Here is an 18,421-nt window from a genome sequence, read left to right as displayed (position 1 = left end):
GGCCCGCCCTGAGGAGCCCCCGATGAGTGTGTCCCTGGACGAGGTCGTCAGCGCGCTGCGCGCGTCCCTGCTCGACAACCAGAAGCTCAAGCAGCAGAACCAGCAGCTCACCGCCGCGCTCGGCGAGCCGGTGGCGATCATCGGGATGAGCTGCCGGTTCCCCGGTGGCGTCGGGTCGCCGGAGCAGCTGTGGGACCTCGTCGCCGCCGGCGCCGACGCGATGTCGGCGTTCCCCGACGACCGGGGCTGGGACCTGGGCGCGCTCTACGACACCGACCCCGACAGCCGGGGCACGTCGTACGTGCGGGAGGGCGGCTTCCTCTACTCCGCCGGGGACTTCGATCCCGCCTTCTTCGGCATCAGCCCCCGTGAGGCGCTCGCCATGGACCCGCAGCAGCGGCTGCTGCTGGAGGCCGCCTGGGAGGCGTTCGAGCGGGCCGGCATCGACCCGACCACGCTGCGCGGCGCGCCCACCGGCGTGTACGCGGCGACCAGCAGCCAGGGCGACTACGCCGCGCTGCTCTCCGGCGTCAGCGGCGGCGTCGAGGGCTACCTCGGCACCGGCAGCGCGGCCGCCGTGGCCAGCGGCCGGATCTCGTACGCCCTGGGGCTGGAGGGGCCGGCGGTCACCGTGGACACCGCCTGCTCCTCGTCCCTGGTCGCGCTGCACCTCGCCTGTCAGGCGCTGCGGCTGGGGGAGTGCACGCTGGCGCTGGCCGGCGGGGTGTCGGTGATGGCCACCCCGACGGTCTTCGTCGAGTTCTCCCGGCAGCGCGGGCTGTCCACCGACGGCCGGTGCAAGTCGTTCGCCGCCGCCGCCGACGGCACCGGCTGGTCCGAGGGGGTGGGCATGCTGCTGGTCGAGCGGCTCTCCGACGCCCGCCGCAACGGCCACCCCGTCCTCGCCGTGGTGCGGGGCAGCGCCGTCAACCAGGACGGGGCCAGCAGCGGGCTGACCGCCCCCAACGGCCCCGCCCAGCGTCGGGTGATCCGGCAGGCTCTGGCCAACGCCGGGCTGACCGCCGACCAGGTCGACGTGGTGGAGGCGCACGGTACGGGCACCACCCTCGGCGACCCGATCGAGGCGCAGGCGCTGATCGCCACGTACGGGCGGGACCGGCCGGCGGGCCGGCCGCTGTGGCTGGGGTCGATCAAGTCGAACATCGGGCACACCCAGGCCGCCGCTGGCGTGGCCGGGGTGATGAAGATGGTCCTCGCCATGCGGCACGGGGTGCTGCCGCCGACCCTGCACGTGGACGAGCCCACCCCGCACGTCGACTGGTCCGCCGGGGCGGTGTCCCTGCTGACCGGGGCGCAGCCCTGGCCGGACACCGGGCAGCCGCGCCGGGCCGGCGTCTCCGCGTTCGGGATCAGCGGCACCAACGCGCACGTCATCATCGAGCAGGCCGCCGAGGCGGACGCGGTCGCCGCCCGGCCGGCCGGTACGCCCGCCCCGCCGACCCCCTGGATCGTCTCCGCCCGGTCCGCGCCGGCCCTGGCCGGGCAGGCCCGCCGGCTGCTGGACCACCTGGCCGCCCACCCCGACCTGACCCCCGCCGACGTGGCGTACTCGCTGGTCACCACCCGGGCGGCGCTGCCGCACCGGGCCGCGGTGACCGGCGACGACCGGGACGCCCTGCTGGCCGGCCTGCGCGCCGTCGCCGAGGACCGGCCCGCCCCCGGCGTGGTGCGCGGGGTGGCCCGCCCGGCCGGCAAGCTCGCCTTCCTCTTCACCGGCCAGGGCGCGCAGCGCCCCGGCATGGGCGCCGACCTGCACCGCCGGTTCCCCGTGTTCGCCGCCGCCTTCGACGAGGTGGCCGGGGAGCTGGATCGGCACCTGAGCCGCCCGCTGCGGGAGGTGGTCTTCGCCCGCCCCGGCTCGCCCGAGGCGGAGCTGCTGGACCGCACCGAGTTCACCCAGCCGGCGCTGTTCGCGTACGAGGTGGCCGCCTACCGGCTGGTCACCGCGTGGGGTCTGCGCCCGCAGCAGCTGCTCGGACACTCGGTCGGCGGGCTGGCCGCGGCGCACGTGGCCGGCGTGCTGTCGCTGGCCGACGCGGCGACCCTGGTGGCCGCCCGGGGTCGGCTCATGCAGGCGCTGCCGGCCGGCGGGGCGATGCTGGCGGTCCGGGCGTCCGAGGCCGAGGTGGCCCCGCTGCTCGACGACCGGGTGGCGCTGGCCGCCGTGAACGGTCCCGCCTCCGTGGTGCTCTCCGGCGACGAGGACGCCGTGCTCGCGGCCGGGGAGCGGCTCGCCGCCCGGGGCCTGCGGACCCGCCGGCTGCGGGTCAGCCACGCCTTCCACTCCGCGCGGATGGACGCGGTGCTGGCCGACTTCCGGGTGGTGGCCGAGAAGGTCACCTGGCACCCGCCGACCCTGCCGGTCGTCTCCGACCGCACCGGCGCGCCGCTCACCGCCGCCCAGGCCACCGACCCGGGCTACTGGGTCGACCACCTCCGGGACACCGTCCGCTTCCACGACGGCGTCGCCACCCTGGCCGCCGCCGGGGCGGCGACCTTCCTGGAACTCGGCCCCGACGGGGCGCTGACCGCGATGGCCCGGGAGTGCCTGCCCGACGCCGACGCGGCGGCCTTCGTCTCGCTGGGCCGCCGCGACCAGCCGGAGCCGGCCGCCCTCCTCGCCGCGCTCGCCGCCGTCGACCTGCGGGGAGCCGGCGTGGACTGGCCGGCCCTCTTCGCCGGCACCGATACCGCCCGGGTCGAGCTGCCCACCTACGCCTTCCACCACGAGCGGTACTGGCCGGACCCGCCCGTCCTCGACCTCACCCGGCCCGCCGCCGCCAGCCAGGACGAGGAGTTCTGGGCCGCCGTGGAGCAGGAGCGGCCCGCCGCCCTGGCCGCCGCGCTCGGCCTGGACGCCGACGGGCAGGACGCGCTGACCACGCTGCTGCCGGCCCTCGCGGCCTACCGGGACGGCCGGCGTCGCCGGTCCGCACTCGACGGCCTGCGGTACCGCACCGGCTGGGTGCGCGTCGACGCGCCGTCCGTCGGCGTCGGCGCGACCCGCGACTGCCTGGTGGTGGCCCGGACGGAGACCGGCGCCCCGGCGCTGCTGGCCGCCCTGCGCGCCGAGGGGCTCGACCCGGTGCTCGTCACCGTTGGCGACGACCCGGGCGAGGTCGCCCGGGCGCTGCCCGCCGGGTCCGCGCCGTCGCTCGTGGTCTCGCTGCTGGCGGCGGGGGAGCGGGCCGGGGGGACCGCCGCGCTGGCCGGCACCGCCGCGCTGGTCCGGGCCCTCGGCGACGCCGGGAGCGGCACGCCGGTGTGGACCGTGACCCGGGGCGCGGTCGCCGTCGGCGCGGACGATCCCGCGCCCGACGTCGCCGGGGCGTACGTCTGGGGTCTGGGCCGGGTGCTGGCGTTGGAACAACCGCGCCTGTGGGGCGGGCTGGTCGACCTGCCGGCGGACCCGGACGACGCCGCCCTCGCGGCGCTCGCCCGCCTCGTCGCGGCCGACGGCGACGAGGACCAGCTCGCGGTCCGCTCCGGCGGGGTGTACGCGCGGCGGCTGTCCCGCGCCCCCGCCGCCCCGGCCGCCGACGAGGGCTGGCGGCCCCGCGGCGCGGTCCTGGTGCACGGCGCGGCGGGGGTGCGTGCCCCGCACCTGCTGCGGTGGCTCGTCGACCGCGGCGCGACCCACCTCGTCCTCGCCGGCCCCGCGGCCCCCGCCGGGCTGACCGGGCCGGGCGTCGCCGTCACCGCCGTCGACGACCCCGACCGGCTGCCGGAGGTGCTGGACCGGCTGGCCGCCGACGGCACCGCGGTCCGCACCGTCCTGCACGTCGCCGACTCCGACGGGGCCGGCGAGCCGGTCGCGGCCCTGCACCCGAGCGACCTGGCCGGCGCCGTGGCCGCCCGCGCCGCCGCCGTGGCGCAGCTCGACCGGGCCTGTGCCGACCGGCCGGTGGACGAGTTCGTCGTCTTCGCCTCCACCGCCGCCGTCTGGGGAGGTGGGGGCGCGGCGGTCGCCGCCGCCGCCGGCGCCGGACTGGAGGCGCTGGCCGCGCGCCGCCGCGCCGCCGGCCGGCCGGCCACCGTCGTCGCCTGGGTGCCCTGGGCGGACGAGGTCAGCGACCCGGCGCAGCTGCGCCGCCGCGGGGTCCGCCCGCTCGCCCCCGACCTGGCCGTCGCCGCGCTCCAGCAGGCGATGGGCGGCGGCGACGACCACATCGCGGTCGCGGACCTGGACTGGCCCGCGTTCGTGCCGGCCTTCACCGCCGTACGGCCCGCTCCGCTGCTGCGCGGGGTACCCGAAGCGACGGCCGGCGCCGGACGGGACACCCGACCCGACGGCGAGGTGGCCGACCCGGCGCGGGTGCTGCGCGACCGGCTGGCCGGCACCCCCGCCGCCGAGCGGCACCGGATCCTGCTGGACCTGGTCCGGGCGCGCGTGGCCACGGTGCTCGGGCACGCCTCGCCCGGGGCGGTCGAGGCCGACCGGGACTTCCTGGAGCTGGGCTTCGACTCGCTGACCGCGTTGGAGCTGCGGGACGCGCTGCGCCACGAGACCGGGGCGGAGCTGTCGGCCACGCTGCTCTTCGACCACCCCACCCCGACGGCGCTGGCCCGCCACCTGCTCACCCAGCTCGTCGACGGCGGGGCCGACGGCGACGCCGACGCGGCCGGGGCGGCCCCGGACCCCGGGGCGCCCGTGCCCGGCAGCGCCGGCGGCGGGCTGCTCGGCGGGCTGTTCAACCAGCCCAAGGCGCGCGAGGATCCCGCCGGGTACGCCGAGCTCCTGGTCAAGCTCGCCCAGTTCCGGCCCAGCTTCAGCGAACCGGCGCAGCTCACCCGACCGGCGGGCATCCTCCGGCTGGCCGGCGGCGGCGCCGGCGCGCCACTGGTCTGCTGCTGCACCATGTCGCTGCTCTCCGGAGCCCACGAGTACGCCCGGCTGGCCGCCGGTTTCCGCGGCGTGCGGGACGTGTGGGCCCTGCCCAACCCCGGCTTCGGCGTGGGCGAGGAGCTGCCCGCCGACCTCGACGCCCTGCTGCGGGTGCACGCCGACACGGTGCTGCGTGCCGTCGGCGCCGGCCCGTTCGTGCTCGCCGGTCACTCCGGCGGCGCGATGGTCGCCAACCTGCTCGCCGGCGAGCTGGAACGCCAGGGCCGGTCGCCGGCCGCCGTCGTGCTGATGGACACCTACCCGGCGAACAGCGAGGTGCTGGGCCGGTGGGTGCCGCAGCTGCTCGACGGGATGATCGACCGGGACAGCGCGTACACGCCGATGGACGACTGGCGGACGACCGCCTGGGCGGGCTACCTGCCGCTGTTCATGGAGTGGCAGCCCGCCCCGATGGCGGCGTCGACCCTGCTGGTGCGGGCCAGCGAGCCGCTGGGGGAGTGGGACGGCGAGGAGGACGGCTGGCGGTCCAGCTGGCCGTACCCGCACGAGGCGGTGGACGCGGCCGGCGACCACTTCAGCATGGTCGCCGACCGGGGGCCGGAGCTCGCCGGCACGGTGCAGCGGTGGCTGGCCGCGCGGGGCCTGTGACCGGTGCCGCCCCTGGCGTGCCCCTAGCGCCCCCTATCGGCGCACGTACATCTATCGGACCGACGTTCCAGGACGGAGCATGACGACGTGGACGAGGCAGTGGTGGTCACGGAGCTGGTCAAGCGGTACCAGCCCAACATGCCACCGGCGGTGGACGGACTGAGTTTCTCCGTCGGCGCCGGTGAGGTCTTCGGCCTGCTCGGGCCGAACGGTGCGGGCAAGACGACGACGATCGGGGTGCTGACCACGCGGGTGCGGGCCACGTCGGGCCGCGCCCAGGTGTGCGGCGCGGACGTGATCGGCGCGCCCGCTGTCGCGCGGCAGCTGCTGGCGGTCGTACCGCAGCGGGTGAACCTGGACCGGGCGCTGACCGTCCGGCAGAACCTGCTGTTCCACGCGGCGTACCACCGGGTGCCCCGGGCGGAACGCATCCGGCGGGCGGACGAGCTGCTGGAGCAGATGGGGCTCAAGGAATTCGCGAACCACCGTACCGACTTCCTGTCCGGCGGCCTCGCCCAGCGCACGATGATCGCCCGGGCGCTGATGCACTCGCCCCGGGTGCTCTTCCTCGACGAGCCGTCCGCGGGCCTGGACCCGCAGTCCCGGCTCTTCGTGCACGACCGGATCGCCGAGCTGAAGCGGGCCGGGGTGACCGTGGTGGTCACCACGCACGACATGGACGAGGCGGAGAAGCTCTGTGACCGCGTCGGCATCGTCGACCACGGCAAGCTGCTCACCCTGGACACCCCGTCCGCGCTGACCCGTACGCTGCCGGGCAGCAGTACCCTGACCCTCGTCGTGACCCCCGGCGCCCCCGCCGAGGAGGTGCGGGCCGCGCTCGGCGCGATCCCGGACGTGGAGCAGGTGGAGCACTTCAAGGTGACCGCCCCGGTGCCCGCCGCCGCGCCGGGGTTCCCCGGCATGCCACCGATGCCGATGCCCGCGCCGGCCCCCGACGCGCCCGCCGATCCGGACGCCCCGCTCTCCTTCCGGGTCTACACCAGCACCCAGCCGGCCAACGCCATCCCGATGGCGATGAAGATCCTCGCCGACCTGGGCTGCGAGGTCCGTGACCTCAACATCGGCCAGCCGAGCCTGGAAGACGTCTTCATCCACCTGACCGGAAGGGAACTTCGGTGAGCGTCGCCGCCCCCGCCACCCCGTCCGCGCCTCCGGCCTCGCCGCCGCCGGTGCGCGCGCTGGACCAGTTCGCCACGTTCCGGGCGGTGCTCTCGCGGGACCTGTTCGTCACCGGCCGGGAACTGGTCGGCTTCCTGCTCCAGGTCTTCATCCAGCCGCTGTTCATGCTGCTGATCTTCGGCAAGGTGCTCGGCGACCTGGGCTACGCCAGCGACGACTTCGCCAACGTGCTGCTGCCCGGCGTCATCGCGCTGAACGCCTTCCTGATCGGGCTGGAGAACACCGCGCTGCCGATGATGATGGACTTCTCCTTCACCCGGGAGATCGAGGACCGCCTCCTGTCGCCCATGGCGATTCCGCTGGTGGCCCTGGAGAAGATCGTCTTCGGCGGCATCCGCGGGACGATCGCCGGCGTGGTGCTGATCCCGGTCGGCATGCTCATGCTCGGTGTCACCTGGCCCTGGGCGCTCGTTGTCAAGGTGATCGGGGTGCTGGTGGTCGGCGCGCTGGTCGGTGCGGCGGTCGGCCTCGCCTTCGGCACGCTGGTGCCGACGCAGCACATCCAGATCATGTTCACCGTGGTGATGACCCCGCTGATGTTCACCGGCGCGACCCAGTTCCCGCTGCTCGGCCTGGACGGGCTGCGCTGGTACCAGGTGATCTGCGCGCTCAACCCGCTCACCTACATCAGCGAGGCGACCAGGGCGCTGGTCGCCCCGCCGGGGGTCGAGTCCGTGCCGCTCTGGATCTGCATGACCGTGCTCGCCGGCGTCTTCGTGATGTTCTCGCTGATCGGCATGCGCGGCTTCATGCGCCGCGCGATGGACTAGGCGTCCGGGCCGCCGCCGACCCGGCGGTGACCGCGGACGCGCACAGAGACCTCCGGGTGAGGTGGGACTTGCCGGTTCCACCTCACCCGGAGGTCTTCGTGTGCCACGTCGTCGCGGCCCCCGCCAGCAGCACCTCCTGCCGCCCGCGCGGCGGCTGCCGGGGCCGACGCTGCGGGTGGCGGCGTGGCTGCCCACGCACCGCGCGTGCCGGTCACCCGCACGTGCGGGTCATCGTCGGCCGCGGCGCCGTCGACGCCGTCCACGTCGGCGCGCCGTAGCTGGCGATGCCGTTCCGGCGGGGCTGCCAGCCGGCGCGGCGCGTCGCACCGTCGGGGCCGTCGCCACCGGGCGCCGTACGCGCGGAAGGGGGCGCCCCGCTCCTCCGCGCGGCGCCCCCTTCCGCGTACGTCAGGACGCGGCGCCCTGCGTCTCCTCGGTCAGCCCCTCCGCGTACGCGACGAGCCGGGACGGCAGGTCGGTGCGCCGCTTCACGTCCAGCTTGCGGTAGACCCGGGTCAGGTGCTGCTCGACGGTGCTCACCGTGATGAACAGCTTGCTGGAGATCTGCCGGTTGGTGTGCCCCTGGGCGGCCAGCGCGGCCACCCGGCGCTCGGCGTCGCTCAGCCCGTCGTCGGGTTCCTGCATCTCGGCGGCGCTCGGGTACGCCGGCAGCCCGCTGCCCGGCTCGCGCCGGATCAGGCGCTGGGCGAGCACCGACGCGCCGCAGTCCTGGGCCAGCTGGTAGGCCCGGCGGACGAGCAGCCGGGCGCGGGCGGAGTCCCCGGCCCGTTGCAGCGTCTGGCCGGTGTCGCCGAGGGCGCGCACGAGCTCCAGCCGGTCGCCGCTGGCCTGCAGCAGGCTGACCGCCTCGGAGAGCAGCTTGCGCCGATGGTCCTGGGCGGCGGTGGTGGCGAGCAGCCGCAGCGTCCGGCCCCGGGTCCGGTCGTCGACCCCGTGCGGCACCCGCAACTGCTCCTGGAGGAGTTGCGTGGCCTGCGTCTTGTTGCCGATGCTGAGCTGCACCCGGGCCAGCTCCAGCCGCCACGGCACCAGCCCGGCCGCGTCGATGCCCCAGGCGCGCATCAGCTCGCCGCACCGCCGCAGGTCGGTGATCGCGGCGTGGGGCCGGCGTACGGCCAGGTGGTGCCGCGCGCGGGCGGCCAGGTAGTGCAGGCCCAGCGGGGTGCGGAACATGCCGGGCGGCACCGGGTGGGCGAGCCAGCGGTCCGCCTCGGACAACCGGACCGCCTCGGTGGCGCAGGCGACCAGTGTGGCCAGCGGACCCGCGACCGCCACTCCCCAGGCCGGAGCGGGGATGTCCGCCAGCGCGGTCCGGGCGTGGTGCTCGGCGCCGGGCAGGTCGCCGACGCGCAGCGCCGCCTCCGCCCGGACCGCCCGGATGACGGCCCGCCACACCGGGGCGTGCCGCGCGGCGGGCCGGTCGAGCAGCACGTCCCCCCACGCGGCGGCGCGGTCGGACCGGCCCGACCAGAGCAGTGCCAGCAGGGGAGCGGTCAGCAGACCCAGCGAGCCGTCGTCGGTGTGGTGACGCTGGAGGAGCTGCTCGGCGGTCGCGACGGTGTCGTTCTCCGCCGCCGGCGTCAGCGCGGCGTGGAGCACCGTCACGGCCTGCAGGAGCGGGCTGATCGTGGTCGGCGCGCTCGCCGCCCGGCTCCAGGTGCTCGGGGTCTCCCGCACGGTGGCCAGATGATCCGGGTGGGAGAGGGCCACCAGCAGCTGCATCATCCGCAGCCGCGCGGCGGCCCCGGCCGAGCCGGGCTGCTCCTCGGCGGAGAAGGCGCTGACGGCCTCGGTGGCCTCCTCCGCCCTGCCCTGCCAGAGCAGGTACGGCACGGCGGACAGGCCCGCGTCGGTCGACCACCCGGCAGCCCGTGCCGTCTCCACCAGCTCGGTGAGCTGCCCGTTCACGGCCAGCGGGTTGACCTGCCAGCGCGCGTTCACCAGCATCTCGGTGGTGGCGGTCCGCTGTCGCTCGTCCACGCACGCGCGGGAGACCAGGCGCAGGCAGGCGGCGGCCACGTCGGGCCGGCCCGACGCCAGGGCGTGTCCGGCGGCGTCCTGGAGCACCGGCACCACCCAGGGCGCGTCCGCCCAGCCGGCGGCCACCAGGTGTTCGGCGACCGCGCTCGGCTCGGCGCCGTGGTCGTGCAGGACCTCGGCCGCCCGCTGGTGCAGGCTCCGCCGCTCGTCGGGGGACATGTCGGCGAGGATCGAGTGCAGGATGCGCGGGTGGCGCAGCTGGTCGGCTTCCATCAGACCCGAGGTGCGCAGCACCCGCACCGCCGGGGCCGTGGATTCGGGCACCACGTCGAGGAGGTGACCGAGCAGTTCGGTCGGCGCCGGCCGGTTCAGTACGGCCAGTGCCTGCGCCACCCGGCGCACCCCCGGCTCGTGCCGGTAGAGGCAGCCGAGCACGGCCTGGTCGAACGCGTCGCCGACGGCCGGGCAGGCCTCGTCGCCCGGCTCGCCGCTGGCCCGCTCCTCGAGCAGCGCCCGGGTGAGCAGCGGGTTGCCCCCGGTCATGTCCACGCAGCGTGCCGCCGCCTCGCGGGCGTCGGCCGTCCCGCCGTCCCCGTCGATCAGCCGGGCCACGGCGTCCACGGTCAGCGGCGGCAGGGCGATCCGCGAGAAGTGCGGCTGGCTGAGCAACTCGGCGCGGAACAGCGGGTGCGGCGGGCGCAGCGTCGACGCCTCGGCGAGCACGACCATGATCCGGGCGTGGCGCAGCCGGCGGGTCACGTAGAGGAGGCAGTGCAGCGAGGCCGGGTCCGCGTGGTGCACGTCGTCGATGGCCAGGACCAGCGGTCCGGTGCCGGCCAGGTCGAGCAGGGTGGCGAAGAGGCCGTGCAGCAGCGGAGCCCAGGCCCGGTCACCCTCGGTGGCCTCGCCGCCGGGCTCGGGCAGGGGCGCGGTGGTGGCGTCCCGCAGCAGGTCTTCCACCCGGGCCGCCGCCTCGGGCGCGAGCCGGGCACTGTGGAACAACTGCCCGATCACTCCCAGGTGGAGCCCTCGCTCGGCGCGGGAGCCGGCGGCGCTCATCACCTGCCCGCCGGTGGCGGCCGCCCACTCGCTGAACGCCTCCAGCAAACTCGTCTTCCCGCTGCCGACGGCGCCGGTGACCAGCGCGACGTGTCCTCGTTGCTGCTCCTCGCACGCGCGGAACGCCCGTTGGAGACGGGTCGTCTGCTCCTCCTGCTGCACCAGCACCACGTGTCAGCCCTCCTCGTACGCGGCGCGGAACCGGAACCCCGGTGTCGCCGACGCCGCCCCCCCTTGCCGGACAGCCGCCCCTCCGCCGCGCCTACCGGGGTAGGGGTGGAGCGCACCGGGCCGCCATGCCGGGTGGACCTGGAAATTCTTCGCCGGACCGTGCCGTCGACCGGACAGTCCGTGCGCTCAGGCGAGTCTGGCATCGGGGGGGTTGTGCGACAACGGGCGTGAGACCCCATGGTTTCGCGCACAAACCTGCGGAGTTGGTGGGGCGTTAGGGGTTGCGCGAATCGCGACAAGGGGTGTCGAGATTGGCCGGACGCCCGGGAATGACGACACGATGAACGACGGGTGTCGGCGCTACGCCCCGACGGTGTCATACCGCGGCCCCGGGCGCTGCCCCGCCCGGCGGAGTGTGACCGGGCGAACAGCGGCCCACGCGGGGACGGACGGACGCCGACCCCGGGCGCTCCGCGGGGACGGACGGACGCCGACCCCGGGCGCTCCGCGGGGACGGACGGACGCCGACCCCGGGCGCTCCGCGGGGGCGCGGGCAGGGCCCGGGGAAGCACCACGGAGCCCGGCCGGTCGGCGGCCCGTGACGGTCAGCGCCTCCGGGGCCGGTCGGCGGCCGACGACGGTCGGTGGGAGCGGGGGTCGGCGGGGCGGCCGGTGAAGGTCAGCGGGACCGGGTGCCGGGGGGACGGCCTGCCTGGTCGCCCGGACCCGGCGCCGGGGGGTCCAGCAGGGTCGCGCCGGGCCGGTGCAGCCGCAGCCGGGCGGCCAGCTCGCTGCGCGAGTTGACGTCCAGCTTCCGGTAGATCCGGGTCAGCCGCTGTTCGATCGCGCTGACCGTCAGGAACAGCCTCTCGGCGATCTCCCGGTTGGTGTGGCCCTGGGCGGCGAGGGTGGCCACCTGGGACTCCGCGTCGTTGAGCCCGTCGACCACGACGGCCGTCTCGAGGCGTTCCTCGGCGGATCCGGCGCCGGACCCGGCGGTCGGAGTGCTGGGCCGCAGCAGCGGGATGCCGCACTCCTCGGCGAGGGCCCGGGCCGCCCGTGCCGCGACGCGGGCCTCCCGCCGGTCACCGGCCTGCTGGTACGCGTGACCGAGGTCGGTCAGGTTGTGCGCCAGCTCCATCCGGTCACCGCACTGCCGCAGCAGCCGGACGGCACTGCGCAGGTGGGTGATCCGGTCCGGCCCGTCCTCCGCGGCCGCCAGCACGCGCAGGGCGGCGGCCCGGTATCGCAGCTGGACGGGCCGCAGCCGGGCCAACTCCTCCCGGACCAGCTTCCTGGCCTGCTGGCGGCGGCCCATCCGCAGCAACGCCCGCGCCGACTCCGTCCGCCACGGGACGAGACCCGAGAAGTCCAGCCGCCAGGAGGTCATCAGCTGCCCGCAGAGCTGGAAGTCGGCCAGCGCGGCCTCGGGGCTTCCGGCGGCGAGCGCGTGCACCCCGCGGGCGTGCAGGTAGTGCAGCCCGACCGGGGTCTCGAACATCGCCGGCGGGACCGGCACCTGGAGGCAGGCCGCCGCCGCGTCGAGCTCGTTCATGAAGGTGAGGGCCCGCAGGCGGACGGCGAGCGGCATCCCGATCACCACTCCCCAGCCCTTCAGCGAGAGCTGGCCCAGCGCCTCGTCGGCCAGCTTCTCGGCCCTGGGCAGGTCACCGAGCCGGCCGCTGATGGACGCCCGGAGGGCCGCGAGCGTCGCCGAGGGGCTGGGATAGCGCGGGGCGGCCGGGTTGCGGGCCAGCCGCTCGCACCAGCCATTGGCCAGGTCCAGTCGGTCGGCGTAGATCATGGCGATGATGGCGCAGACGCTGGTCCACATGCTGGGCTCGTCGTCCAGCCCGGCGGTGGACAGCGCCCGCTCGGCCTGCTCGACAGAGGCGGCGTCACCGCGTTCGAGCACGGCGGACATCAGGGTGGCCCCCTCGAGCCCTCGCTTGACCTTGGCCAGGATGAGCGGGTTCCGGAGGGTGGTGGTCGGCGCGGGCCGGTCGACCATCACCCCGGGATAGAGGGTGGCCATCCAGCCGGTGGTGACGAGCAGTTCGGCGGCGGACCGCGGATCCGCGCTGTCGGCCCGCCGGCCGAGGTGCTGGACGAGCTCGACCGCCTTGTCGATCTCACCGTGCCAGAGCAGGTACTGGATCGGCCCCGCCGCCTGCTGGCTGCCCAGGTGACCGGCGCGCACGGCGGTGGCGACGCCGATCAGGTGGGGGACCGCCGCCTGCGGGTCGAGCCGCCACTCGGCGCGGGCCAGCGCGGAGCGGATCAGCGCCCGCAGGCAGTCGCCGGCGGACCCTCGGTTCGCCCGGCGCAGATACCGCAGGGCGGCCTCCACCTCGCCGTCGAGCAACGCCTGCTCGCCGGCGTCCAGCAGGGTCTGCGCCATCCAGGGCTCGGCCAGCTCGTCCACCTTGACCAGGTGCGGGGCGATCCGTGCCGGCGGCGCGCCGTCGTCGTGCAGCAGGCAGGCCGCCTCCAGGTGCAGCCGGGCGCGTTCCTCGGCGGTCATGCCGTCGAGCACCGCCTGGCCCACCGCCGGATGGCGCAACCCTTCCTCGACGATCAGGCCCGCGCTGGTCGAGCCGTCGATCGCGCCCAGCGCGGCCCGCGACCGCACGTCGACGAGGTGGTGCAGCAGGTTGCCGTGCAGGGGGTCGCCGGTCACGGCGAGCACCCGGGCGGTGTTGAGCACCAGGTGGTCGCAGCGGTAGAGGCAGCTCAGCACGGCTTCGCGGAACGACTCCCCGGCGACCGGGTGGTCCGCGGGCCGGGCCGAGGCGGCCTGGTCGTCGGCGAGCGCCTGCACCAGCAGCGGATTGCCGCCGGTGATCCGGTGGCTCTCCGCGGCGATGGTCCGGGCGACCGGGACACCGAGGCGGTGGGCGAGCACCTGGAACGTCCCCTCGGCGGTGAGCAGCGGGAGCCGGATGCGGTGCAGTCGCGCGGGTTGCAGCAGTTCGGCGTAGACCTCGGGGCGCCACGGCCTGGTCCTCGGCGCCTCGGTCAGCAGGATCAGCACGGGTAGCCCGGCGATCCGCCGGGCCACGTAGTCGAGGCACCGAAGCGACGGCACGTCGGCGTGGTGGACGTCGTCGACCGCGATGACCAGCGGTCCCTGCGTGGTCAGTTCGAGCAGGGCACCGCCGATCGCGGCGGTGGTCCGGGCCGTGTCCCCGTGCTCCGCGTCGTCGGCGTCGGCCCAGGCGAGGGCGCCCGCGTCCAGCAGCCGTCCGACGCGGGCCCGGTCGTCCGGGCTCAACGAGGCCGCCCGGACGAGCTGGCGGACGACCTCGAGGGGGACGGTGCGTTCGGCGCGGGAGGCGCTGGCGCCGAGGATGCGCGCGCCGGCCTCGCCGGCCCGGCGGGCGAAGGTCTGCACCAGCGCGGTCTTGCCGGAGCCCACCGGGCCGGTCAGCACGGTCACCGTTCGCCCCGTGGGGGTGCCGCCGGTGGCGATCAGCTCCGCGAGCCGGCGCTCCAGCAGGTCGAGCTGGCACGACCGCTCGGTCAGCTCCATCGACGCGGCCCCCGGGGGAGCGGGCGGCCCGCGGTCACCGGGCGCGCCGCCTGCCCTGCGCGGCCCTGGGGCTCGACGAAATCGGAGACCGGCAATTCTTTACCCATTCCAATATTGGTAAATATAGACCATCATCGAGGAAGGCTGGAGCGTCGTCGACCGACTTGGCGCATGCTGGCTGGCGAGTGGCGCGCCTCACCGGTGTCGGCGATAATTCCCCAGCCCATCCGGGCCGGTCTCCCCCTATCGACCGCTGTGATGGTGGGAAGTATGGCAGTTCGGCAATTGGGCGGCAAGCCGAGGTTTGTAAAGGATGGGCAAACACCGCTTCGGTGCCGTCACATGCGTGCGCGGCGTTCGGCGGACGATTGACAGCAGAAAGTCGCCGATCCGTCTCGTAACGTGACCGAGTGCCGCGGCGGCCCGCGGGCCGCCTTTTGTGCGCCGTCGGCCGTTGGGGTCCGGCCCTGTGTCGCGCGTGCGCGACCGCCCGCCGAACCCGCGGGGCGCGACGACGTCGCCCGGTCCGGCTCGACCCGGCCGCTGCCGTCGCCCGGTCCGGGAATCCCACCTGGCCGGGGTTCCGCCGGGAGGCGCGGTCCAAGGGTCGTCACCGGCCCCGTACGTACAGCTCAACCCGTTGCCGGGGCTGCGGAGGCGCCCGGCCCCGGTGCCGCCTGCCCCGCCGGTGCCCACGCCGCCGCCCGGCGGCGCCCGTCGGTCCGGCCGCCGGGACCGGCGAGTTCGCCGGGTCCGCCCAAAGGCGTGGGTCTCGGGTTACTTTCCGGTTGTTCACGAGGGATTTCTGTTTACGGCCGTAATGCGTTCGCTGTGCGACGGCGTCCCGCTTCCACCGACGTGCGGGGCGGGGTGAACGGCGCTTCCCGGTATGACTCGTCCGTACGCGCCCGATTCGGACGTTTGGGAATATTGAACAGCTATGTCGTTAAAAATGAATTATGCGCTCAGTGGCCCCTCGGGTGGGTGCCGGCGGGGGCGGCGCCGTCGACGATAATTGCGTTGGCCCGGTTGGTCGATATTGATTCCCGCAATCAATCCGAGGCCGGTCGGAAATTCGTCGCCAGCTCGAAGCGATTGTTCGCGACCGCATGGCCGGACGCAGTTTTCTCCACAGTGTCGTGCGGAAATTCGGGCCGCCGGGCCAGCCGCCGCCGGGGTTGTGGTGGCATCGCGTCCTACCTGGCCTGCCGCGCCCGGGGCAGGGGATCCGGCCGGCCGGCTAGGGGTTGTGCCGGACCTGGCCGCAGCCTAATTTCGGGGCACCCGCGTTCATGGGCGGGATGGCCGGATATGGGGCTGCCCGAGCCCCATGATGTGAAGGGTCCTGTGGCCGCCGTGATGTCCCAGCTGTTGCCGCGACTCGTCCACGTCCCTGGCAGGGGATAACGGAGATGACGCTGCTGCCGGCGCTGCGGGGATCGGGCCCGGACCGGGCCGACGCGGTCAGGGTGGCCGGCGGCATGCTTTCCAGCGAGGCACTGCTCGGCTGCGTCACCGCGGTCGCCGACCGGATCCGGGGGGCGGGCGTGGTCGCGATCGACGCCACCCCGACGCTGGAGACGGTGGTGGGCATGCTCGGCGCCCTCCACGCGGGCGTTCCGCTCGTGCCACTGCCGCCCGGCGCCGACGCGTGCGAACGGAGACGGATCCTGCGGCAGTCGGGGACGACCGTGCTCCTCGGTGGCGGCCGGTCCGAGGCCCACCGGCTGCCCACGGTCCCGGTCGACCTGCGCCAGCGCTCCTCGACGCACCACCCCGAGCCGAAGCCGGGCGCCGACGCGCTCATCCTCCACACCGGAGGCGCCGCCGGGCCGTCGCGTGGAGTGCGCATCTCCCGTCGTGCCATCGCCGCCGACATCGACCTGCTGGCCGACGCGTGGCGCTGGAGCGGGGAGGACGTCGTGGTCCAGGGCGCGCCGCTGTTCCGGGCGTACGGCCTGGTCGTCGGCCTGCTCGGCGCCCTGCGGCTGGGCAGCCGCTTCGTCCACCTCGACCGGAACGCCGCCGCCGGGCCGATCGGCACCATGTACCTGGCGTTGCCCGCGCAGTGGCGGCGGATCGCGCGCAACGGCCCGTGGGCCCGGTCGTTGGCCGCGGCGCGGATCCTGATCTCCGCGGACGCCCCGCTGGCCACCGCCGTGGCCGAGCGGCTCCGGCTGCTCACCTCGCACTCGCCGGTCCAGGGGTACGGCACGACCGAGACCCTCATCGCGGTGACCGGTCGGGCCGGCGACCCGCCGGCCGCCGGCGCCGTCGGCACCCCGCTGCCCGGCGTGGAGACCCGGGTGCTGGACGGCGAGGCCCGGCCGGTGCCGGCCGACGGCGAATCGGTCGGTGAGCTGAGCGTCTGCGGGCCGACGCTGTTCAGCGGCTACGTCGGCGGCGGGAAGGGCGGGGCCGGTCGGTGGCACGCCACCGGTGACCTGGCCACCGTGGCCGCCGACGGGTCACACCGGATCATCGGGCGCCGGGGGCTCGACGTGGTGCAGTGCCGGGGCCGGCGGGTGCACGCCGGCCAGGTCGAGGAGGCGCTGCTGAGCCATCCCGGCGTCCGGGACGCCGCCGTGGTCGGCACACCGCACCCCACGCTCGGCGAACAGGTCACCGCGTACGTCGTCGCCGCCGAGGAACTGACCGCGCAGGTGCTCATCGACCACGTCGGGCGGCACCTCTCGGCGGCCCACCGCCCCCGGCGGGTGCACTTCGTCGACGAGTTGCCCCGCACCGCGCTGGGTCGGATCAGGAAGTCCCTGCTGGCCGCCGTCGGCTGAGCCCGCCGGTCGGGGCCGGCCGGTCCGCTCCGGGACGGCCGGCGGTCAGCCCTCCACCCAGCCGTGCCGTCGGGCCAGCGCCAGCATGCGGGCGCGCACCGCCACGATCTGCGCCCCGGTCAGGTCCGGCACGGAGGTCACCAGCGCCTCGGTGGTCTCCGCGTAGAACGCCCGCTCGGAGAGCACGTCGCACAGGCCCTCCTCGTCCTCCGCGCCGCCCGCCGCCTGCCCGCTCTCCCGACCCCGCCCGCCGAGGGCCACGGCACCGGCCCGAGCCGTCCCGTTCCGCTCCGCCCCCACGGCAGCGCCGACCACCCGTACCAGCACGGCCTTCGGGCCGCGGTCGGTCTCCACCGCGTCGTACTCCACCGGGACGCCGGGCGTCAGCGCCCACTTGTCGCCGTCCAGCATGTTCGCGTGCACGAACACGTCGTCGCTGCCGTCGTCCGGGGCGATGAACCCGTAGCCCCGCACCTCGTCGAACCGCACCACCTTGCCAGTGAGCATCGCTTTCCCGCATCCATCCGACCAATCCGCGTGCCCCGCCCGTGGGCCTGGGCAGCCCCCAGACTGGCAGCCGCCCGCGCGGCCCGGCACCCGTACCCGACCCCTATGGTGCACCGTACGGCGGGCGCCGGGACCGTGAGGGTCGGCCCAGCGCCTAGCATCGGCGGACGTGATCGAGCAGATCCTGCCCTCCGGCGTCGCGGTGGCCGAGTCCTTCACCGACCCCGCCGGCCTGACCCTCTTCCCCGAGGAGCAGGCGCTGGTCGCCGCGTCCGTGGAGAAGCGCCGCCGGGAGTTCACCACCGTCCGGCACTGCGCCCGCCGGGCCCTCGGCGAGCTGGGGCTCGCCCCGGTGCCGATCCTCTCCGGCGCGCGGGGCGCCCCGGTCTGGCCGGACGGCGTGGTCGGCAGCATGACGCACTGCGAGGGCTACCGGGCGGCCGTCCTCGGTCGTACGGCGGCGTTCGCGACCCTCGGGGTGGACGCCGAGCCGCACGCGCCGCTGCCCGACGGGGTGCTCGACGCGATCGCCCTGCCGGCCGAGCGGGTCCGCACCGCCGCGTTGGGCGCCGCCCGTCCCGCCGTGTGCTGGGACCGCCTGCTGTTCAGCGCCAAGGAGTCGGTGTACAAGGCCTGGTTCCCGCTCACCGGCCGATGGTTGGACTTCGCCGAGGCGGACATCGTGGTCGATCCGGCCGGGACGTTCACCGCCCACCTGCTGGTGCCCGGCCCGGTGCTCGGCGGGACGCCGGTGACCGCCTTCGTCGGCAGGTTCCTGGTCGGCCGGGGCCTGGTGGTCACCGCGATCAGCGTCCCCGCGGTCAGCGACTGACCACCGTGCCACGGGCCCGACCCGGCCCACCACACCGGACGG

The 18,421-nt window shown here is 75.6% G+C and carries 8 protein-coding genes; 5 read left to right on the top strand and 3 right to left on the bottom strand.

Annotated features, from left to right (window positions below; translation table 11 throughout):
• Positions 1 to 22 precede the first annotated feature (22 nt).
• From ACSNOB_RS01910 to ACSNOB_RS01900, 3 genes are all read left to right on the top strand, one after another.
• Entirely contained in the window at positions 23 to 5,515 is a 5,493-nt protein-coding gene (locus ACSNOB_RS01910; RefSeq protein ID WP_436684803.1) for a type I polyketide synthase, read from the top strand.
• An 87-nt stretch (positions 5,516 to 5,602) separates the two neighbouring features.
• Positions 5,603 to 6,655 carry an ABC transporter ATP-binding protein gene (locus ACSNOB_RS01905; protein WP_436684801.1) on the top strand — a complete coding sequence of 351 codons (1,053 nt, stop codon included), beginning with the start codon at positions 5,603 to 5,605 and terminating at the stop codon, positions 6,653 to 6,655.
• On the top strand, positions 6,652 to 7,485 hold the full coding sequence (locus tag ACSNOB_RS01900) for an ABC transporter permease (protein ID WP_436684800.1): 834 nt from the start codon (positions 6,652 to 6,654) through the stop codon (positions 7,483 to 7,485). The genes ACSNOB_RS01905 and ACSNOB_RS01900 overlap by 4 nt, the downstream gene beginning before the upstream one ends.
• Positions 7,486 to 7,893: 408 nt before the next feature.
• Here ACSNOB_RS01900 and ACSNOB_RS01895 read toward each other — a convergent pair whose 3' ends face one another.
• Positions 7,894 to 10,716 carry an AAA family ATPase gene (locus ACSNOB_RS01895; protein ID WP_436684799.1) on the bottom strand — a complete coding sequence of 941 codons (2,823 nt, stop codon included), beginning with the start codon at positions 10,714 to 10,716 and terminating at the stop codon, positions 7,894 to 7,896.
• Between the two features lie 679 nt (positions 10,717 to 11,395).
• Complete coding sequence (locus tag ACSNOB_RS01890) at positions 11,396 to 14,248, bottom strand: AAA family ATPase (protein ID WP_436684797.1); 2,853 nt, start codon at positions 14,246 to 14,248, stop codon at positions 11,396 to 11,398.
• Between the two features lie 1,412 nt (positions 14,249 to 15,660).
• Between ACSNOB_RS01890 and ACSNOB_RS01885 the strand changes: the two genes are divergently transcribed.
• A complete protein-coding gene (locus ACSNOB_RS01885; protein WP_436684795.1) occupies positions 15,661 to 17,040 on the top strand; it encodes an AMP-binding protein in 1,380 nt (459 codons plus the stop codon).
• A 45-nt stretch (positions 17,041 to 17,085) separates the two neighbouring features.
• Here ACSNOB_RS01885 and ACSNOB_RS01880 read toward each other — a convergent pair whose 3' ends face one another.
• Positions 17,086 to 17,547 carry a cold-shock protein gene (locus ACSNOB_RS01880; RefSeq protein WP_436684793.1) on the bottom strand — a complete coding sequence of 154 codons (462 nt, stop codon included), beginning with the start codon at positions 17,545 to 17,547 and terminating at the stop codon, positions 17,086 to 17,088.
• 169 nt (positions 17,548 to 17,716) lie between these two features.
• On the opposite strand from ACSNOB_RS01880, the gene ACSNOB_RS01875 reads away from it, so the two are divergent.
• Positions 17,717 to 18,379 carry a 4'-phosphopantetheinyl transferase family protein gene (locus ACSNOB_RS01875; protein ID WP_436684791.1) on the top strand — a complete coding sequence of 221 codons (663 nt, stop codon included), beginning with the start codon at positions 17,717 to 17,719 and terminating at the stop codon, positions 18,377 to 18,379.
• Positions 18,380 to 18,421: the final 42 nt, after the last annotated feature.

This window comes from Micromonospora sp. URMC 106 (assembly GCF_051386395.1).
GTDB lineage: Bacteria > Actinomycetota > Actinomycetes > Mycobacteriales > Micromonosporaceae > Micromonospora.
The sequence above is the reverse complement of the archived record's forward strand: the minus strand, read 5'-3'. Positions and strand labels throughout refer to the sequence as shown.

Bases quoted from the DNA above. Each gene is read 5' to 3' on its own strand.
- ACSNOB_RS01910 (WP_436684803.1), top strand. From the start codon at position 23: ATGAGTGTGTCCCTGGACGAGGTCGTCAGCGCGCTGCGCGCGTCCCTG.
- ACSNOB_RS01890 (WP_436684797.1), bottom strand. From the start codon at position 14,248: ATGGAGCTGACCGAGCGGTCGTGCCAGCTCGACCTGCTGGAGCGCCGG.
- ACSNOB_RS01885 (WP_436684795.1), top strand. From the start codon at position 15,661: ATGACGCTGCTGCCGGCGCTGCGGGGATCGGGCCCGGACCGGGCCGAC.
- ACSNOB_RS01880 (WP_436684793.1), bottom strand. From the start codon at position 17,547: ATGCTCACTGGCAAGGTGGTGCGGTTCGACGAGGTGCGGGGCTACGGG.